Raw genomic sequence first — 19,023 nt, 5'->3', positions numbered from 1 at the left:
ATCCGGCGGGCAGATCTCCCCGGTCGCTTGAAACTTCCCTTTGCTCCTCATCGGAAAGCTTCAATCCATTAACATGTTAAGTTTATTTTGAACCGACTGTCAAGCGACGGCATCGGGCGACAAAACGGCATGGCGGATCACCCGGACACGTCCTCGTGAACGGGCCCGCTCGAGCCTTCCCGTAAGGATTTGAACCAGTAACGCGCCAGGAAATGGGATCAGAGCGTGAGCGTCTGCACAGTCCCCGCATATTCGCAGTCGAGCTTCCAATCGGCGCCATCCTGCCGGACGTGGAGAAAAGTCGCACCGTCGCCGGGAGCCGGCCGGGTCGCGTCGACGATGCAGTGATAGCGCTTGGCCTTGTAGTCGAACTCGAACGTCTCCTGCTCGACGATATCCTGGTCGATCCCGTTTGCAAAAGGATAAGGCGCATACATTGCCGCGGTGTGGATCGAATGCACGGTCGTGATCGGCGTGCCGTCCATTTCCGTCAGAAGCGCCGTTGCAATGCAGCCCCGGTGTTCATCACCGGAGAGGAGCACGACATGCTTGATCTTTCCGGCGGCGATGGCGCCGAGAACATCACGCAGACTGTTCGGATAGCCATCCCAGCCATCGGAACGCAGCGCACTCAGGTTGTCCGGGCTGAGGCTGGCATCGCGCTGGATCGCCCGGCGATGACGCGGGAGAAACATCGATGGCGACGCTATGAACTTCGGGCCATTTTTTAAAAGCCACGTCTCCAGGTCGCTCATCGTCTCGCCGACGCCCGTCTTGAACAGGGTCGCATTGGCAAGCCCGGCGCCGATCTTGCGGTGCGTCCTTTCGCTGCGCGTGTCGAGCAGGAAGAAATGGAAGCCCTCGTAGTCGAACGTCTTCAGCTTGGGATCCACTCCACGCTGGTATTTCTCGAAGGCCGCGAAACCCTCCTTCTTCAGCTTGGCATTCGTATCGATATCGTTCGGAGAGGCAAGCGGCTCCCAGTTGTCGTCGATCTCATGGTCGTCGAGCAGCATGAACGACGGTATGCGGCGCAGGACCTCGCGCACGCTGCGTTCCTGCAACCAAGCTTCGTAAGGGAGGCGATACCTGTCATCGCTCGCGGCCGGATCGTAGAGCCCTGCGGTCGGATCCACATAGACCTGATCGCCGACGAGGAGCGCGAACTTCGGCTGGATACCCACCCCCGCCCCTATTCTGTCAGCGACCTCGGCATAGGAGCGATAGGCAACCTTCCTGTCGATGAACCCGGCCGGGTACTGGCACGAAGCCAGGATGAAGCTGGTGCCGGCGGGCGAAGGCTGAACAGGAGGAGCGAGCGGGGAATCGTAGGGGATAACGCCGTCCATCATTGCCCGGTCCTGCTCGACCAGATTTTCCAGAACCGACGCTCCCATAAGGAAGTTGAGGTTCATCGAGGAACTTGCAGGCGTCGCCGTCTGCGGAGCGGCGCCGACCGTCAGGTTGGTCGTCGGGGTCGTGTCCTTGTAGACGAGGCGGTTCGGCGAAAATTTCACAGCCTTGCCCGGATTGATGTCGGGCTGCGGCGCATCCATCATCCGCGAGGCGGCCTGCGAGATCCGCTCGAAACGCTGATAGGGAAGTACCTCCAGCACCCTCTCCGGGTTCTCGTTCGACTCGCGAAGCAGCGCCCGATAGACGACGCCATTCTTGGCGAGCGCGTAGTATGTCTCCTCAATGAACGGCGGCAGAAGCTTGTCTTCCGCGTAGGCAAGCAAGACGAGCAACGCGTTTCCCGGGAAGTTCGGATCATACCCCGGCATTGATGTCGGGAGCGGCGCCTTGAACGCATCCCAGTGGTTGTCGCGCAACGCCGGGGACCAGTAGACCATCATGTGGTTGACGATGTAAGGCAGATCCCAGGGCTGGCCATCCGGGCGCTGGATGTCGTCGCCGTTTACCAGCACGCGCAGCATGATCACGCCCTCGGTCTGGCGGATCGACGGCAGCGTGCCAAGGCGAATGGTCAGCTCGCCGTTCTCCTCGGTAATGATCGGCCCGATCCAGGGCGGGTAGGCCGTCATCTCGGTGTCTGCGGCCACAGGCTGGCGTTGGATGTTCTGGTCGAGGAAAGCTTCGATCTTCTGCAAGGTCGCATGCCGGGTCGTCCCGATAAGGGCGTCCTGGTGACCGGCGCCAGGGTTGAGATAGGGTTCCAGGTAGACACGACCTGCATCGTCGAAGACGCGGCGCATGCGGTCGACGGTGGCAGGATCCGTGAGACCGTTGCCCGATCCATGGACGCTGAAGGTGGGGAACTTCCACTTATCCTGCAGGACTTCTCGTGACACCAGTCGGTTTTGCCCCCGGAAGTCGGTGAGCATGGCATTACGCACGAAATGCACCGTCGTGGAGACCGTATTGAGGCTGAGCGCGCCGAAATGCTCGTTGATGAAGCGCAGCATTTCAGGCTCCATGTTGGCGACGTTGAAGTCGCGTCCGTAGAGCGCGTCCATCCGGTGCCGGGTTCTTGTCCACGGCGTCCGCTTCCATGGCCAGATCGGATTTTCCACGTCGAACTCCTCGACCGGGTAAGGAAGCGTCGAAAGCACGCGGTCCCAAAGGTCATCGGCGAGCGTCGGCTTATCCGGATTGAAGCTGTAGCTGTCGGGCAGGAAGCCGAGAAGGTAACGCACCGCATAGGCGCGGAAGATGTTGGCAGGCGTAAAGACCACCAGCGGACCGACCTGCGTGAAGGCCACCCGGTCGACGAGGTCCTGGATCTTACCCTCCAGTGTGGCGATGCTGAAAACAATCGTGCCCATGCAATGGGCGATGACGTCGAGTTTCGGCACACCGGTCTGTGTGGCGATCGTCCGCAACACCAAGGGCACGTCTTCCTTGCCGATTTCGTCGAAGCTCCAGGCCGCACTTGCGGTCGGGTGCGCCGGGCTGGTTCTGAGGTCGGCGATCCAGACATCACGCCCCGTCTTCCAGAAATGGCTGGCGAAGTTGGGATTGACGGCGTGGTGGGCAAAGGTCGTCCCGCCGGCGCTGTATCCGTGGATCATCACCAGCGGCCGCTTCGTCGTGCCCGGATAGGGATAGCGGGTTAGCAGTACTTTCCCGACAACCGGCGGGCCGCCGAGTTGAGGCTTGCTCGTTCCGACGACGAGCGTCTGTCGTTGCGCCGCGACCGTGCCGCCGCCCTTGATCTTCAACTGCGCCGGCGGGCGGAAATCCACCGCGTCGTTTGCCGGGTCCTTGTCTTTATCGGGTGCGCGGAAACTCCAGATATGCATTCCCAAAAGCAGCCGGAGAAAATACCCGAGGAAAGTCAGGAGCGCTCCGATCGCGGCGACGCCGTCGCGCTGTTCCGTGATGCGCACGAGCGGCACGCCGATGCGGGCGAGATAGTCGAGGTCGAGCGTCAGCACGCGCCCGCCGGACGCTGCCTCCAACCCCGGAAATTGCTCCAGCGCGACTTCCATGAGCTGACGCCAGGGATTGGAACGCCGATCATAGGTGAAGCGCTTGGTGCCGACGATACGATCGCCCGCAAGCGAGATGCCACCGGTGATCGGGTCCGGCGCGCCGACCTTCAGATCATAGACGAAGGCGCGGATCTCGCCGGACCGGCTGGCGATGGCAAGACCTGAGCGGACGCGCTCAAAGAAGCCGGGCCCACCGTCGCCGTCGACGATCGCCTGATAGCTGTCGCGCAGGCCTCGGTTGAGCACCCATGCCTTGCCGGCACGCCAGATCCTGCCGCCGACCCACGTCGACTGGCGCTCGAGGACCCGCAGGCTGCCGGTCAGGGGCGCCGTAAAGACGGCGATCGCCTGGAGCTTCTGCTCCTTCAGGCCGGCGGGCGCCCATGTCTGATGGAGATTGTCCCACTGATCCGCCGGAAAAATTCGGATCATGCTACGGGCCAACGGCACGGAGGCGTCGGTCGCGACCTCAAGGGTTCCATCGCCACCATTGCTTGGCGCCAAATCGGCCAGCGCCTTCGGCTCGAAACGCAGTGTGAGCTCGACAACTCGCGTTTCAGAGGTCGTACCGGGCGCTGAAAACCTGACCCGGCCGGCAAGGCGCTCGATGATCTCGGCATCGGTATCAGGGGCAGATGCAGCGGCATCGGTTTCACGAAACACCGGGCGGGCCAAAGCTAGGCCGGGCGCAGCAGGGGCTGGGGCGACATAATTCCAGGCGGCCGCGAGTGTCTCCGAGGCGCGCAGGGCCACTGCCGCTATGGTGAGCGCCGGATTGGTGCCAAGCGCCGTCGGGATAATCGAGCCGTCGAGGACCACGAGGCCATTATGGAAGTCGTTCGGAAGCTCCGATTTGAAAACACGCCCCAAATGATCGACGACGCCCGTCGCGCCGGTGTTGCCCATCACGCAGCCACCGAGCGGATGCACGGTCGTGAGCGGACCGCGCTTGTTTTGCAGCAGCCAGTTCAGGCTGGCCGGCAGGAGCTTCCAGACGGGATTGGCGATGACGCGCCCGCCCGTATTCTTCGCCAGCCGCGCCAGCGCCTCAACCTCGGTGTCGAAGATCGGCAGGGACGGCAGATCGTCCCAGCGCATCCGCGCCGCGCCGCCATCGCTGTCGGAAGCCGTTTCATCCAGTTCCATACGACCGGCGGCGCCGTCATCGGCCATGACGGCATAGACGGCGGAATGTTCGATCCTGGCGGTCGGCGCCACATAGGCGTCATCGTCCGGGAAGCCCCGCGTATGCGTCGACCAGTCGAACCGGTCGAGCCCGTGAAGCGTGTTGAGCGTTGCAAAGATCTCGGTGAAGGCGAGGCGCAGGCCAGCTGGAACGGAGAGTTCCTCGATCAGAACACCTGCCGTTTTTCGAAGATCGAGCACGCCGGTGATGGTGGGTCCGATCGCACGCTTGGAGGGCTGCACGGCCTCGTCCGAGACGGTATTGACCGGATTTGACGTGGCATAATCGGTCACCAGCATGTCGCCATTGGTCGAGCAATGGTTGCCGAAATGCACGGAGAGGCTGAGGCCTTTGGCCTGTGAGCGCTTCAGGATTTCGAACGAGCCGAGCGTGCCCGCCGCCAGCACGACCTTGCCTGCGCGCACCTGCAGCACGTCGCCGTCGCGTGCGCGCAGGGCCGCGTCGGTGTAGACGCAATCGACGATCCAGTTGCCGCCGTCCGGCTTGACGCTGAGCACGGTCGCGCCGCTGAAGATCTCTGCCTCGTTGCGCAGCGCCGTCACGAGCAGGTTGACGTCGAGCGAGTTCTTTGCGCCGAAATTGCAGCCCGTCGCGCAGTCGCCGCAGCGCACGCATTTATTGAGCCTGACATTTCCCGAGCTCACCGTGTCGGTCATCGCGACCGTAATCGCTGCCTCGCGAAAACCCGTCGACGCGATGCTGCGGAAGGACTTGTGTTTCTGGGGAATGCCGTCGGGATGTTTCGAGATGCTGTTCGGGACGCCATTTGCGGTGCCGCCCAGAAGCTCGCCCGCACGATCATAATACTGCCGCCAGGTCGTCAGGTCCTTGAGGTCGTCGGGCCAGCGCGTGTGAAACACGCTCTCGTCGGGAACTTCCATGACGCCGGCATTGATCAGCGAACCGCCGCCGACGCCGTTTGCGACCACCGTGACGACCTCCGGGCCGATCCGCACGTCGACCAGCCCTTCCTTGTTGCGATCGCGGCGGATATGGCGAGGCAGTTCGCCAAGACCTGTTGGAAACGCGCCCGGCAGATACTCCTTGCCCCGCTCGAGCACCCCGACCTTGATCGGAGCGCCTCCCTTCGTGCGGCCGGCCATGGTGGCGGCAGCGATTGCGCCGCCATAGCCACTGCCGACGACCAGAACATCAAAGTGGAGCGCCGCCGGCGTCTTCCGAACCCGGTCGACCAGCCTTTCGAAACCCTGGGAAATCCACGCGGTGTGCGAGGTGTTGTCGAAGTCAATGCTGGCCATGGTCGCCTCCGGGACGTCGGTCTCGGGCACGGTGCGGGTATCCGTAGCTCCAATCGGACATAACGCTCTCCATAAGATGCGTCTGACGCCTGAACTCGGTGTGCGAGCCGCGATGGCTCATGTCTTTCGGTGATCCCCAACAGGGGGCATCGACATCCGGGAAGAATGCAAAAATCCGAAACCTGCGCGGTTTCTGCCAAAGCCGATCGATCGAAGTCGGCTAGCCCTCTTAGCGATTGCTAAATAATATGCGAGAGTCAGCAAATCGGCGAGGGATAAATGCACTTCTGCGCGAAGATGGCCCCTGTTTCGCGCATTTCGTGATCAATCACCGCGCGAAGGAAACATGGAGACGATCGCAAAATCGCTCGAAGGGTTTTTGCCGCTGAACTTGCTTGGCCGGCTTCACGGCTCTCACGGAGAGCGGCCGTCGGCGGTAGAGTTTCCGGCCGCCGTGATCTTTGTCGACGTCTCGCGCTATACGGCCCTCGTCGAGCAACTGGCGCGGCGCGGCAAGGAAGGGCTGGTGCAGATCCCGAAGCTGCTCAGTATTTCCTACGCGCGTTGCGCCGACCATGTCTGCGACCGGGGCGGCGAAGTCCTCCTCTTTGCGGGTGACTCGCTTCTGGCCTATTGGCCCGCCGACGAAACGGGTCTGGCGCGCGCGGTCAAGAGTGCGGCCGAGTGCGCCGAAGCGATCTGCAAGGAGAGCCGCGAGCAGCGAAGTCCGGGTGCAGGCGAAATCGGACCTACCCTACATATCGGCATCGGCGCCGGGCAGCTCTGGGCGGCCGCCATCGGCGGCCAGCCGGTCTGGAACCTTGTGGCTGGGGGCGATGCCGTCGTTCAGGCCGCAAGTGCGCAGACACTTGCTCATCGCTGGGAAGTCGTTCTGTCACCAGAGGCGGCAAATGCCCTGACCGATGGCGAGGCAAATGCGCGCGCGCCCGTCGCCGCTTCAGCGCATCCGCACATCGCGCACGAATGGCTCGTCGCATTCCTGCCGATGCAGCTTCAAGAGTTGCTTGGCCCCTCGCCGACGATGATGGGCATCGAGCCCGCATCCCCCAACGCCTTAGCCGAAGGCAATGTCCATCGCGATGCACGGCTGGACACGCTTGCGGAGATCAGACCAGTGTCCGTCATTTTCGTCCGGATAATCGGTCTGCAACACCAAGATGCCCAAGCGCTCGTCCGACACCAGAACCTCTGCGCAACGCTTCAGGCGATTTCGCACCGCTACGGCGGCCCTCCGGGCGAACTCCTCTTCGACGACAAGGGGCTCGTTTATCTCTGCGCTTTCGGGACACGCGGGACGTTTCACCGCGACGACCCGGCCCGCGCCGTGGATGCCGCCCGCGCCATCGGTCGCCATATCACGGAGATGGGGCTTGCCGTCTCGGTCGGCGTGGCGACGGGCGAGGCCCTGTTTCGAGTCGTCGGCAGCACGCGCCGCCGACAGCTGATGGTTCTCGGCACGCCGGTCAATCGCGCCGCGCGCCTCGTTACGACCGTCTCCAATGATGTGCTGTGCGATGCGCCGACCGAAAGGGCAAGCCGGGCGTCCTTCGATTTCGAGCAACGCGGAACCGTCCAGCTGGCGGGACTTGGCGACGTGGCGCCCGTCTTTCGTCCTCTTGAGCCGAAGTCGCGGGCCCTGTCTGCGGCAACGCTGATTGGCCGAGAGCGGGAACTCGCTTTCCTGCAGCATGCTTTCGAGGAGACGCGCGGCGGTTCGAGCCGTCTTGTCGTCATCCTGGGCGAACCCGGCATCGGCAAGAGCAGGCTGGCTGCCACCTTTACCGACAATCTTCACGCCGCGGGAGTGGCGATTGCCGTGACGCTCGCCGAACGGGACGACCGGCGAAGCTCGCTTCTGGCCTGGCGACGCGTTCTTGAAACGCTTTTGGGATTGCCCGCCGAAAGCGATGGCCTCGTCCTGCTCGAAAGCATTACCGCACGCATCCGCACGGCGCCGTGGATCGCAGACCGCCTGCCCCTTCTTAACGACCTGCTGGCGATCGAGATCGAGCAGAACGAGGGAACGCGCCACCTGGAAGGCGCCCACCGCGCCGATGCGACCATGCGCCTCCTCGGCGATATCCTCGGCGTCTTGGCGCCACGGCCGTTCGCCCTCGTACTCGAAGACAGCCAGTGGCTGGATTCCGCCTCCTGGCGGCTGGTCGAATGGGTGCTCGGTTCTGTGCCTTCGCTGTTGCTCGTGCTCTGCGTGCGCTCCGAAGAGGTGCCCGAGGATCTGAAGCAATTGCGACGACGGGTCGAGGCGGCAGGCGAAGCCGGGACCGAGACAGAGGAGCCGGCCCGGCGCTACCGCATCCTCGAACTCGAAGAGCTCGACGACGGCACTGTTTGCGAACTCGTTTCGCGCACCCTTGGCGAGGTTCCGCCACAACAGGAACTCGCGCGCAGGGTCGCCGCCCTTGCCGGAGGCAATCCGTTCTTTGCCGAGGAGATCGCGCTGACGCTGAAGAGCGAAGGCTTGATCGCCGTGCGCGATGGCCTCTGGCGCTCGATCCGCCCCCTTGAGGACCTCCAGTATTTCGAGGGAGTCGAGCGCGTCATCCGAGAGCGAGTGGATCGCCTCGACTCGACATCGCAGGACGTGATCAAAGCGGCGGCCGTCATCGGACGCTCGTTCACCTTTGCCGAGCTGGAGGCATTGCTGAAAGAAGAGCTGAATGCGGAAGGGCTCGGCTCCGCCGTCGAAAGGCTGGTCGATGCCCATCTGGTGCGCCGGCTCGGCCAAGCCGGAAGCTATGAATTCCGTCACGACCAGACGCGCGATGTGGTCTACGGATCGATGCCGGGCGACCTGCGCAGCCGCCTCCACGCATCGCTCGCCCACTGGCTGGAGCGCAGCCGCATTGAAGCAATGGGTGGAGATCTGGCGGTTCTCGTTCAGCATTTCGAGGCGGCGGACAACAAGGAGAAGGTCGTGAAATACGCGGACCTGGCGGCCGCGAGGGCTTTGCAGGTCGGCGCCTTCCGCGAGGTCGAGTTCTTTCTCGGCATTTGCATGGCGCACGAGCCGAAGCCGCAGGACTGGACGCCCGAACAGCGACTGCAGGCGGTTCGCTGGCGGCGCAAACTTGCCGAAGCGCACTACAGTCGCGGCGACATTCACGCGCAGGGCATTGCCGTCAGGAATGCGCTGAAAGCGGCCGGCCAACCGGTTCCCGTCTCTTCGTCTGCGACGCTGGTACGGCTTGCCGCGCGCAGCTTGCGGCTTGCGGCGCAGCAGATGCTGCCGGAAACAGCGAAGCTTGCCCGCCGCGAGGACCGGCTGTCCTGGGAGAGGGAAATGGCGCGGTGCCTGAACCAGGCAGCGCTGGTTGACTACTTCGAGCTGCGCTTCACCCGTGGAATGTGCAATCTCGTTGGCGCGGTGGCGCGCGCCGAACGGACCGGACGGACGATCGAAATGGCCGTCGCCGCCTCGCAGCTCGGCTGCGGCTTCGGGATGATGGGCTGGCGCTCCGGGTGCCGCTATTTCATGGAAAGGGCGGAGCGGATCGCGACCGAGCTTTCAGACACCGCGATCCATGCGCATGTCTGCAATCTCGACGCGCTCTGGCAGCTCGGACGCGGAGAATGGGCGGGGGTGGACGCAAGGCTGGAACAGGGCCAGCAGTTCTGCCTTCGAGCCGGCGACCAATTGCGGTGGTGCAATGCCCAGGGCATGCGCTTCTGGTCGCTCTACTACCGTGGCGAGCAGGCCGCGCTCGAACCAACGGCGACCGCCCTGCTCTCGCGCGCGCAGAATGCCGGCAATATCCAGCAGGAAATCTGGGCGTTGCGGTGCAAGGCGTTGTGCGTGCTTCACACGGATCAGCCGCGCGAGGCCGTCGACATTCTCCGGCTGATCGGCTCTGCGATGCTCGGGTCGGTCGATCTGGCCGCGCAGATCTCGGCGAAGGGTGCGCTGGCGCTGGCGCTCGCGCGCACGGGGCGGCATGCGGAGAGTGTCCAGGCGGCCGCCGAAACCTTGCAACTGGTCAAATTGATGCGCCGGCCTTCGTCCCACAGCACTTTGGTCGGCATCTCCGGCGCCGCCGAGGTTTTCCTGCGGGGCCGCGAGGCCGGCCTCGCACACGCTTACGACGAATGGCCGCGCTGGGAGGCCCAAGCGCTACGCGAACTCAAACGTTATGCCCGAGCCTTTCCGATCGGCGTGCCTCAACTCGCGCTGTGGTCGGGCGTATCGCTCTGGCTGGAGGGCAAGGAGGCCGGCGCAATGTCGGTGTGGAAGGATGGCATGGCGGCCGCGCAACACCTCAGTCTTCGGCGCGACGAGGCCATGATCGCCGCCGAGCTGCGTCGCAGGCGGGACCGGCTTTAGGGACGTGACTAATCGGCGCAACTCGCGAGACTATCGTTTCCAAGCCCGCCCAGCCGTTCGGTGAGAAGCGTTTTAAGGCCAGGCTGCCCGACAAGCGACGCCGCGAGGGATGCCGGCACCCAGCGCATCGCGCGCGCGCCCTTTTCCGGAAAGTCGGGCGCCATGGACACAACGGCGATCAGGTGAACCTGGACGTGATAGACGGCGGTCTTGCCGACCTTGCTGTAGGTGTAGCCGCCGATTTCGTCGTTTAACGCCGTTCCGATGACGCCGGCCTCTTCGAACGCTTCCCGGACGGCAGCGCCAGGGGTGTCTTCACCATACTCCAGGTGCCCCTTGGGAATGCCCCAGAGCCCGGTGGTGCGGCCGCAAATGAGCAGCACCTCGAACCGGTCCCCGCCGCTTTCCTTGCGAATGCAGATCGCACCAGCCTGGTCGACGACGACCGGCTCTGCGTCGGAAGCGGCTATCGCGTCAGATGACAGACGTGACACAGCGGGTGTTTGCATCATCGCTCTCATGTTGAACTGACTGGAAGCCAAGGGAAGGTCAGGCGGCTATGTGACGGTTTTATGACGATTCATAGTGAAATTCAACAGCATGCTAATGCAATTGAAAGGCCGGCAAGATGGCCGGCCGCGGGGCAGTATTTTCAGCCTCGTCGAGCCTGATGACGGCCCACAAATCGCGGGCCGTCATCACATCAAAGCTTAATCAGAACGGCGAATCCGGGAAGTAGAAGTCCTTCGCATTGTCCTTGGTCACGAGCGTTGCATCGATCGTGTAGACGCCGCGCACCGGAACCTGGCCGTAGAAGTTGGCGACGGTCATTTCGAGCGCCGTGCCGACCATTGCCGGCGGATAGAGCACGTCGACCGGGATCATCTTGTCGCCGTCCATGACCTTCTTGATCATTTCCTTCGAGCCTGCGCCGGCGACGACATACTGGATGTCGGTGCGCTTGGCCTGCTCGATCGCCTGCAGCACGCCGACGGCCATGTCGTCGTCCTGGCACCAGACAACATCGATCTTCGGGTACTTGGTCAGGTAGTCCTGCATGACCTTGAAGGCATCGTCGCGGTTCCAGTTGCCGTACTGGCGGTCGAGAACCTTGACCTTCGAGCCTTCGATGCCCTTGTCGAAGCCGTCCTGGCGCTGCTGGTCGATCGGGATCGGCAGGCCGCGGATGACGACGACTTCAGCTTCCGGCGTCGTTGCCTTGATGTACTCGCCAGCGACCTGGCCAAGCGCCGGATTGTTGCCGGCAACGTAGAGGTCACGCACCGAGTTGTCGTTGACACTCGGGGCACGGTCGACGAGAGCGACGAAGGTGCCCTTGCCCTTCACTTCCTTGATGGCGTTGACCAGCGGATCCGGATCGGTCGGCAGGATGACGAGCGCGTCGATGCCTTGCGTCTCAAGATCCTGCACGGCGTTGGCCTGGCTTGCCGGATCGGGTGAGGTCTTGACGATGACGTTCAGGCCGGGATTACGCTCCATCAGGATCTTGGCGACCCGTTCGGCATGGAACACCACGCCGGCCGTCCAGCCATGGTCGGCCGCCGGGATCGAGACGCCGATGGTTACTTTCTTTTCCTCTTGCGCGTGAGACACGCCGGCAAAGGCGGTCATCGCGGCAAGGGTCAGGCCGAATAGCTTCTTGTGCATTAAGTTCCTCCCAAATTTCAGGTCAGCCTGTTCAAGGCCGGGAGACCTGTAGGCCCGGCCGTCTCACGACTTCCGCACCAGCGAACGCTGGACGAGCATCGCAATGATGATGATCGCGCCCTGGATGGCACCGATCAGATATTCGCTGATGAAGTTGGAGAGCAGCATGATGTTGCCGACCAACTCGAGGATGAACGCGCCGCAGATCGTGCCCCAGACGCGCCCTGCGCCGCCCTTCAGCGCCGTGCCGCCGACGACGACGGCGGTGATCGCCTGCAGCTCCCACAAAATGCCCGTCGTGGCCGAGGTCGAGCCGAGGCGCGGCACATAGAGGAGAACAGCGACCGCAACGCAGAGCCCTTGAATGACGAAGGCGATGGTGCGCACGCGATTGACGGAGATGCCCGAATAGCGGGCAACGTCGCGGTTGGAACCGACAGCAACGACGTGGCGACCGTAGCGCGTGCGGTAGAGGACAAAGGCAGCAACAGCAGTCACCGCAAGGATGACGACGATCGGAACCGGCACGCCGGCGATCGTGCCGAAATAGGCTGGCCGGTACATTTCCTGCAGCTCAGGCTCCTTGAGCGTGATCGCTCCGCCCTGCGAGAGCCAGGTCGTCAGCCCGCGATAGATGCCCATGGTGCCGAGTGTCGCGATGAAGGGCTCGATCTTGCCGACGGTGGTGATGAGGCCGTTGGTGAGGCCGCAAAGCGCACCGGCGACGATGGCAAAGAGGATTGCCGCCAGGAGCATGAGAACCGGATCGGCAATGACGCCGGAGTTCATGAACAGGATCATCAGGCTGGCGATGAACGCGACCATGGCGCCCACGGAGAGGTCGAGATCTCCGGACGAAATCACGAAGGTCGCGCCAACCGCGATGATCGCAATGAAGGCGCTTCGGGTGGCGACATTGGCGAGGTTGGTGATGCTGATGAAATTGGGATTGACCAGCGCGCCGACCAAGAGAAGCAACGCCAGCGCAACGAATGGCGCCACTGCCCTCAGATCAATGTCACGCCAGCTGCGGCGGCGGATGGCTTCCTGGCTGCCTTCCTGGTTCACGCTCATGTCCAATCGAACCTCCCCCATCTGTCGGGAATCTTGTTGTTGTTGCCGTCGGCCGCGCCGCTGGTGCGGCTCAAGCCGCCGTCTTTTTCTTCAGGCCTGCGGCGTAACGCATGATCTCCTGTTCGGAGATCTCGTCGCCTTCGAGAATGCCGGCGATATGGCCTTCCCGCATGACCGCGACGCGACTGCAAAGGCCAATGATCTCCGGCATCTCGGAGGAGACGACGATGATCGAGCGGCCATCCCGGGCGAGCGCCGAAATGAAGTGATAGATCTGCTGCTTGGTGCCGACGTCGATGCCCCGCGTCGGCTCATCGATGATGATGATGCTGGGGTCGGTTTCCATGACCTTGGCGAGAAGCAGCTTCTGCTGATTGCCGCCGGACATGCGCCCGGCTACGATCCTGTCGTCCCGCACGCGAATGTCGAAGCGACGCCGCGCCTTGACCAGGGCCGCCTCTTCGCTGCCGGGATCGAGATAGCCGAGGCGGCTGTGGCGGCCGAGCGATTGCAGCGTCAGGTTCGCCATCATGCCGGCATTGAGCAGGAGCCCCTTGGCCTTGCGGTCCTTGGTCATATAGGCAAGGCCAGCCTTGTTGGCCGCATGCACGTCGCCGGATGGCACCGGCTCGCCACGCACCAGCACCTCGCCGGCCGTGCGCGCGCGCAAGCCGACGATCGCCTCCATCAGCTCCGTCCGGCCTGAGCCGATCATGCCGGAAAAGCCGAGGACTTCGCCGCGGCGCACCTCGAAGCTCGCGTCGCGGACATAGCCGGTCGATACCGCATCGACGCGCAGAACCACGTCTTCGTCGACATCCGGCTCGTTCTTTGCGGGATAAAGGCTCGACAGCTCGCGCCCGACCATCAGCTGGGCGATCGCCTCGCCGTCGAGAATGGAGGTCGGCGACGTCTTGATCCACTGGCCGTCGCGCAGCACCGTCACGCGGTCGGTCAGTTCCATCACCTCGTCGAGCTTGTGCGACACGAAGACGAAGCTCGTTCCCTTGTCGCGCAGCTTGCGCACCAGCCGGAACAGGAAGTTCGTCTCCTCGCGCGACAGCACAGCCGTCGGCTCGTCCATGAACACGACGCGCGCATCGCGGCTGATGGCCTTGGCGATCTCGACCATCTGCTTTTCGGCAATCGAGAGCGATCCGATCATCGCGCTCTCATCGACATGCGAACCGAGGAGATCGAGCACACGACGGGTCTCGGCGCGCATGAACTTGCGGTCGAGCACGCCGAAACGGGTTACCTCGCGGCCGAGAAACAGGCTCTCGGTAACGGTCAGATGTTCGGCAAGATTGAATTCCTGGTGGATGATGACGATGCCGAGCGCTTCCGCAGCGCCATTGGCCGGCAGCTTCGTCGACTTCCCGTCAAGCAGGATCTCGCCCGATGTCGGCTGCTCGAAGCCCGACAGGATCTTCACCAGCGTGGATTTTCCAGCCCCGTTCTCGCCCATGAGCGCATGGATTTCGCCCTGGCGAAGCTCGAAATCGACGCTGAACAGGACCTGCACGCCGCTGAACGATTTGCTGATGCGGCGCGCCGACAGCACGACGGGAGCCCCGTCGACATGCTCCGTGGTCATTATCCCCTCCCTGCGGCCTCCACCGCTATTTCAATGATGTAAACCTTTACACTCACCGATGTAAAGGTTTACATCGTGATTGCTCGACAATTTTTTTGGCTTCTTCGTTTGACCGTCGGGCGAACCTGTGTAACGTCCTCGCAGCAAATCCCGAGGCCAAGTGTGTCCAATTCCCAGCCCGCAACCATTGAAGACGTCGCACGGATCGCCGAAGTGTCGATCGCGACCGTATCGCGGGCCATTCACATGCCGGAAAAGGTAGCCAAATCGACGCGCCTCAAGGTCAACCAGGCGATCGCGATTACCGGCTACACACCCAATGCGATGGCGCGCAGCCTGCGGCTCGGGCGGTCGAACATGATCCTCGTTGTCGCACCGGATATCGGTGATCCGAACTTTTCCAGCATTCTGGTGGGTCTCGAAAACGAAGCGCGCGCGCATGGTTACGGCGTCCTGATCGGCCATACGCAGAACGACGCCCAGCGTGGCCTGGAATATTTGAAGTTCTTCAATTCCAACCAGGCGGCGGGCATGATCCTGTTTACGGGCATCCTTCCCTTCGGCCATCAGACGCTAACGGCGCGGCTGCCGCCGACCGTCGGCGTTTTCGAGCCGGTCTTTAACGGCGGCATCCCCTATGTCGGGGTCGATGACGTCGAGGGCGCTCGCAAAGTCGTCGATCTCCTGATTTCCGAAGGGCACCGGCGCATCGCCTTCATCGGCGATTCCAACACCCGCCTTGCCTATGGTCGCCGGCGACAGGGATATGAAGCGGGGCTTGCAGCGGCCGATATTGCCATCAATCGCCGTCTGATCATGGAAGGCGACGGCACGGTGGAAAGCGGCAGGCTGGCGCTCGAACAACTCTTCATGCGTGACGACCTGCCGACCGCCTTCATGTGCGTCAACGACCAGACCGCGCTTGGCGTGACGCTTGGCCTGCGCGCCCGCGGCTACGACATCCCTGACGATTTTTCCGTCACCGGCTTCGATGATGTCCCGCAGGCGAGTTTCATGACGCCTTCGCTGACGACCATCCGCCAGCCTCGAACCGCCATCGGCAAACACGCGATGGCGCTGCTTTTGGAGTTGCTTTCAGACCGCGCGCCCTCCGAAACCGAAATCCTGCTGCGGCCTGACCTCGTCATCCGCAACTCCGTTGGCCCCCCGCCGGCACGGCGATGACGCGACATTCGCAGCCCTTCTGGAGACGACCGCCCGTGCTTCAGCCTGTGACACGGTGATGGAACCGTTTGCTCTCAAGTCGGTTCTCCCACTGTGAAGTCAAAGGAGCAACGAAGATGGATCACACTGGTCACGTACGCCTTGCAGCCACGGAACTGACACCGGCGATTTTGGAAGGGGCAACGGTTTACGGAGCGGACGACGATAAGGTCGGCACGGTCGACCACGTCCACGGCGTCGGCACAGCGAGCACCGTCGTCATCGACGTCGGCGGGTTTCTGGGCATCGGCGCAAAACCCGTTGCCGTGCCGCTTGCCGATCTCGATTTCATGCGTGACGAAGACGGCGACGTCCACGCCGTGACGACGTGGACCAAGGATCAACTCAAGGAAATGCCCGAGCATTACGACTCGTAGCTTGTCCGACATAAAGGCCTTGAGGCTTCTAGCACCCAGGCTCACATCGGGATTGCGGCGGCGGCCAAAACATATCCGGCCGCCGCATACGGCTGAACACCCCGTCTCGCTGCGCCATCACTCCTGGAGCGAATGCCAGCCATTCCCCATCACCCAAGGACTGCAGTTTCAGTTTCGGCCGGGATCGGCGCCACATCCTTCGCCCTTCGCGGCAAGCCTTGCCTGATGTTCCTTGCCCCAAGTCGACAGGACCGTGACCGCCTCGTTCAGGGTCTTGCCGAACTCCGTCACCGAATACTCGACCCTTTGAACGGCGGCCGGAAAAACCTCGCGGCGAACCAGACGATCGGCTTCCATTTCGCGAAGTTGTTGTGCCAGGACCTTTTCGCTGATCCCCGGCAGAAGACGTCGCAATTCGCCGAAGCGACGCGGTTCGATGTTGACCTCCCACAATATCAGGGTCTTCCATTTGCCGCCGATCGCGTTCAGCGCCGATGCGAAGCCACAATCGTCCTGCTGCAACCGTTTCACGCGCCCCGCTCCCTACTTTCGAGTTACCGCTTACTTTAAAGTGCGTAATTTACAGGCTCCGAAAACCGCTCCTATTAGACGGCAGCTTTCAACCGGAGTTGTCGTTCATGACCAATATAGGTGTTGCCGGCGGCGGGCGCATTGGCCCCGCGCGCGCCCGGCTATTTCTGAAGCCTGGCACCTTTGCGGCAAGATATCTGTCGCGTGAACGCGCGGCCCTGGCCAGGTCCGTGCCATGACGACAAGCGATCGCCTGAAAGACAATGGACGGCCGCAGACCCTAGAGTGCGCCGGAAAGCGAACGGCAAGCTGTGCCTGCGGTGGCCTGAAGATTACCGTGAACGGACCCCCTGCCCGTGTCTACGCCTGCGCCTGTCTGGAATGCCAACGCGCAACGGGATCGGGCTTCGGCTATCGCGCCCGATTTTCCAGAGCGTCCGTCATCGGCATCGAAGGGGAACGCCGGGTGTGGCGACGCGGCAGCGACGCCGGCCGCTGGGTGGACCAGACCTTCTGCCCGAAATGCGGAACGCTGGTCTACATGGAGGCGGAGGCGCTGACGGACGCGGTGATGATCTCCGCGGGCTGCTTTGCCGACCCGGACTTCCCGCCGCCCGCCGCCGTGTTCTGGGCCTCGCGCCGACATACCTGGTACGACCTGACGGAAGGCATCGAGACATTTGGATAGGTGGCCGATTTCCCCTCAGACGCAACATGTCGCAATCCACCGCGGCGAGGGCCACGGCGCAACATTAGGGAGCTTGTCCGCTCATCGTGTCTCGGTATCCCCCCGTCGGGCCACGAGGCCCAGGTCCTTGGCCCCGAGCCTGCCGATGGCCGACAGGATGCGGTAGCCTCCGACGACGGTCTCCCGCTCAGCGGTGGCGAGCTTCACCTGCGCCTTCACCACGTCGGCCTGGGCTTCCAGTACGTTGAGTAGCGTGCGCTGGCCGATCGCTTGTTCTGCCATCATGCCGTCCTTGGCCATTTTTGCCGCCTTGACGGCGGCCCGGTTGGCGGACGCGGTTGCGAGCGCTCCCTGGTATTGCGCCCAGGCAGAGGCCGCCTTCGACTGAACTTCGGCGTGCTGAACGTCGACGGTGAAGTTCAGTCGAAGGCGGCCTCCTTCGAGCGCCGTACCTCGGCCGCCGCCTTTCCTCCCTGATAGATGGGTACCTTGAGCTCGATGCCCGCCTTTTGCTCCGTCGCCGATCCGTCAAACGCCATTGCGTCGATCGCGCTCACGCGCTCACCTCTGCCAATCCCGATCGCCCCCTTCACGGTCGGCAGGAGCTTTCCCTCGCTGACGGCAACATTGAACATGGCGCCTTCGGCGAGGTGCCGTTTCGCCAGAAGAGCGGGATGCTGCTTGGCGGCAATCGCCAGCGCCTTATCGATGTTGGCGGGCAGCATTTTCACGGGAACTTTTCCACCGGTTAAATTGCCCGGTTCGTCGCCGATGACCTGCCTGTAGGTCGCTTGGGCACGCTTGGCTTCGGCATGGGCGAGGCTCAGTTCCGCCTGCGCCGCAGCGCGGCGCGCCTCGGCCTGAGCGATGTTTGTTCGGGTCCGTTCGCCTGCTTGGTGGGGTCGGAACAAGATTTGTTCCCGCAGACACGCTAAGATAGAACGGACCGTGAACATTCGTCGCGGACGCGCATGATGGTCTGTCGGCTGGTCGCGAACTTCCGTGCGATCGCTGAAACGCTCATCCCGGTCGCGAGATCATCGCGCACATCCTGCTTCTTTTTATCGCTCAGCGTCGAGGGACGGCCGAGGGCCTTGCCTTCCGACTTGGCGCGCTTGAGGCCGGATTGCGTCCGTTCGATCAGCAAATCCCTTTCGAACTGGGCGACGGCGTTGAGCACGTTCATGGTCATCGTACCGGCGGAGCTGGTGAGATCGGCCCCACCGAGCGCGAGGCAATAGACCCTTATGCCCATTTCGGCCAGCGTCTTGACGGTGGTGCTGACGTCGATTGCATCACGGCCGAGGCGGTCGAGCTTGGTCACGATGAGAATGTCCCCGGACTCCAGCTTGTCCATGAGCCGGGAAAAGCCACGGCGCTGTGCGATGGCAGTGCTGCCGGAAACGGTTTCGGTGACGATCCGTCGCGGCTCGACGTGAAAGCCGGCGGCTTCGATTTCCTGAATCTGGTTTTCGGTGGTCTGCCCGATTGTGGAGACGCGGACATAGGCAAAGGTGCGTGGCATGAGGTCAATTTCGTCCTGTTCGAAACCCTGTCAAGATAATTTGTGGACAGGCTGTTTT

Annotated in this window: 13 protein-coding genes; 4 read left to right on the top strand and 9 right to left on the bottom strand. The window is 62.9% G+C overall.

Annotated elements, in window-relative coordinates; genetic code table 11:
• Positions 1–218 precede the first annotated feature (218 nt).
• Positions 219–5,921: an alpha/beta fold hydrolase gene (locus OVA00_RS36735; protein WP_268090839.1), complete on the bottom strand. Its 5,703-nt coding sequence runs from the start codon at positions 5,919–5,921 to the stop codon at positions 219–221.
• A 346-nt stretch (positions 5,922–6,267) separates the two neighbouring features.
• Between OVA00_RS36735 and OVA00_RS36730 the strand changes: the two genes are divergently transcribed.
• Entirely contained in the window at positions 6,268–10,281 is a 4,014-nt protein-coding gene (locus tag OVA00_RS36730) for an AAA family ATPase (RefSeq protein WP_268090838.1), read from the top strand.
• Positions 10,282–10,289: 8 nt separating this feature from the next.
• Here OVA00_RS36730 and OVA00_RS36725 read toward each other — a convergent pair whose 3' ends face one another.
• From OVA00_RS36725 to OVA00_RS36710, 4 genes are all read right to left on the bottom strand, one after another.
• Complete coding sequence (locus tag OVA00_RS36725; RefSeq protein ID WP_060530503.1) at positions 10,290–10,790, bottom strand: NUDIX hydrolase; 501 nt, start codon at positions 10,788–10,790, stop codon at positions 10,290–10,292.
• A 205-nt stretch (positions 10,791–10,995) separates the two neighbouring features.
• On the bottom strand, positions 10,996–11,949 hold the full coding sequence (locus tag OVA00_RS36720; RefSeq protein WP_034798145.1) for a substrate-binding domain-containing protein: 954 nt from the start codon (positions 11,947–11,949) through the stop codon (positions 10,996–10,998).
• Between the two features lie 63 nt (positions 11,950–12,012).
• The gene (locus OVA00_RS36715) at positions 12,013–13,023 is read right to left on the bottom strand and encodes an ABC transporter permease (protein WP_034798144.1); all 1,011 of its coding nucleotides are present in this window, start codon (positions 13,021–13,023) and stop codon (positions 12,013–12,015) included.
• A 70-nt stretch (positions 13,024–13,093) separates the two neighbouring features.
• Positions 13,094–14,620, bottom strand: a complete 1,527-nt coding sequence (locus OVA00_RS36710) for a sugar ABC transporter ATP-binding protein (RefSeq protein WP_034798142.1) — start codon at positions 14,618–14,620, stop codon at positions 13,094–13,096.
• A gap of 162 nt (positions 14,621–14,782) precedes the next feature.
• Between OVA00_RS36710 and OVA00_RS36705 the strand changes: the two genes are divergently transcribed.
• Both OVA00_RS36705 and OVA00_RS36700 read left to right on the top strand, forming a co-directional pair.
• Positions 14,783–15,805: a LacI family DNA-binding transcriptional regulator gene (locus OVA00_RS36705; RefSeq protein ID WP_060530505.1), complete on the top strand. Its 1,023-nt coding sequence runs from the start codon at positions 14,783–14,785 to the stop codon at positions 15,803–15,805.
• A 116-nt stretch (positions 15,806–15,921) separates the two neighbouring features.
• The gene (locus OVA00_RS36700) at positions 15,922–16,221 is read left to right on the top strand and encodes a PRC-barrel domain-containing protein (protein WP_034798138.1); all 300 of its coding nucleotides are present in this window, start codon (positions 15,922–15,924) and stop codon (positions 16,219–16,221) included.
• A gap of 168 nt (positions 16,222–16,389) precedes the next feature.
• Here the strand turns inward: OVA00_RS36700 and OVA00_RS36695 are convergent, their stop codons facing one another.
• The gene (locus OVA00_RS36695; RefSeq protein ID WP_034798136.1) at positions 16,390–16,752 is read right to left on the bottom strand and encodes a winged helix-turn-helix transcriptional regulator; all 363 of its coding nucleotides are present in this window, start codon (positions 16,750–16,752) and stop codon (positions 16,390–16,392) included.
• A gap of 253 nt (positions 16,753–17,005) precedes the next feature.
• Between OVA00_RS36695 and OVA00_RS36690 the strand changes: the two genes are divergently transcribed.
• Entirely contained in the window at positions 17,006–17,440 is a 435-nt protein-coding gene (locus OVA00_RS36690; RefSeq protein ID WP_051659407.1) for a GFA family protein, read from the top strand.
• Positions 17,441–17,521: 81 nt separating this feature from the next.
• Here the strand turns inward: OVA00_RS36690 and OVA00_RS36685 are convergent, their stop codons facing one another.
• From OVA00_RS36685 to OVA00_RS36675, 3 genes are read right to left on the bottom strand one after another with little or no spacing between them, the layout of a single operon-like run.
• Positions 17,522–17,863, bottom strand: a complete 342-nt coding sequence (locus OVA00_RS36685) for a TolC family protein (protein ID WP_268091160.1) — start codon at positions 17,861–17,863, stop codon at positions 17,522–17,524.
• Positions 17,860–18,396 carry a TolC family protein gene (locus tag OVA00_RS36680; RefSeq protein ID WP_268090836.1) on the bottom strand — a complete coding sequence of 179 codons (537 nt, stop codon included), beginning with the start codon at positions 18,394–18,396 and terminating at the stop codon, positions 17,860–17,862. Before OVA00_RS36680 ends, OVA00_RS36685 begins: the two co-directional genes overlap by 4 nt.
• On the bottom strand, positions 18,372–18,965 hold the full coding sequence (locus OVA00_RS36675; protein ID WP_268090834.1) for a recombinase family protein: 594 nt from the start codon (positions 18,963–18,965) through the stop codon (positions 18,372–18,374). Before OVA00_RS36675 ends, OVA00_RS36680 begins: the two co-directional genes overlap by 25 nt.
• Positions 18,966–19,023: the final 58 nt, after the last annotated feature.

Origin of the sequence: Ensifer sp. SL37, assembly GCF_026672675.1 — a bacterium.
Classification (GTDB): domain Bacteria; phylum Pseudomonadota; class Alphaproteobacteria; order Rhizobiales; family Rhizobiaceae; genus Ensifer; species Ensifer adhaerens.
Note: the sequence above shows the minus strand (reverse complement) of the source record. Positions and strands in the feature narration are given on the sequence as shown.

Bases quoted from the DNA above. Each gene is read 5' to 3' on its own strand.
- OVA00_RS36735 (WP_268090839.1), bottom strand. From the start codon at position 5,921: ATGGCCAGCATTGACTTCGACAACACCTCGCACACCGCGTGGATTTCC.
- OVA00_RS36730 (WP_268090838.1), top strand. From the start codon at position 6,268: ATGGAGACGATCGCAAAATCGCTCGAAGGGTTTTTGCCGCTGAACTTG.
- OVA00_RS36725 (WP_060530503.1), bottom strand. From the start codon at position 10,790: ATGCAAACACCCGCTGTGTCACGTCTGTCATCTGACGCGATAGCCGCT.
- OVA00_RS36720 (WP_034798145.1), bottom strand. From the start codon at position 11,949: ATGCACAAGAAGCTATTCGGCCTGACCCTTGCCGCGATGACCGCCTTT.
- OVA00_RS36715 (WP_034798144.1), bottom strand. From the start codon at position 13,023: ATGAGCGTGAACCAGGAAGGCAGCCAGGAAGCCATCCGCCGCCGCAGC.
- OVA00_RS36710 (WP_034798142.1), bottom strand. From the start codon at position 14,620: ATGACCACGGAGCATGTCGACGGGGCTCCCGTCGTGCTGTCGGCGCGC.
- OVA00_RS36700 (WP_034798138.1), top strand. From the start codon at position 15,922: ATGGATCACACTGGTCACGTACGCCTTGCAGCCACGGAACTGACACCG.
- OVA00_RS36680 (WP_268090836.1), bottom strand. From the start codon at position 18,396: ATGTTCACGGTCCGTTCTATCTTAGCGTGTCTGCGGGAACAAATCTTG.
- OVA00_RS36675 (WP_268090834.1), bottom strand. From the start codon at position 18,965: ATGCCACGCACCTTTGCCTATGTCCGCGTCTCCACAATCGGGCAGACC.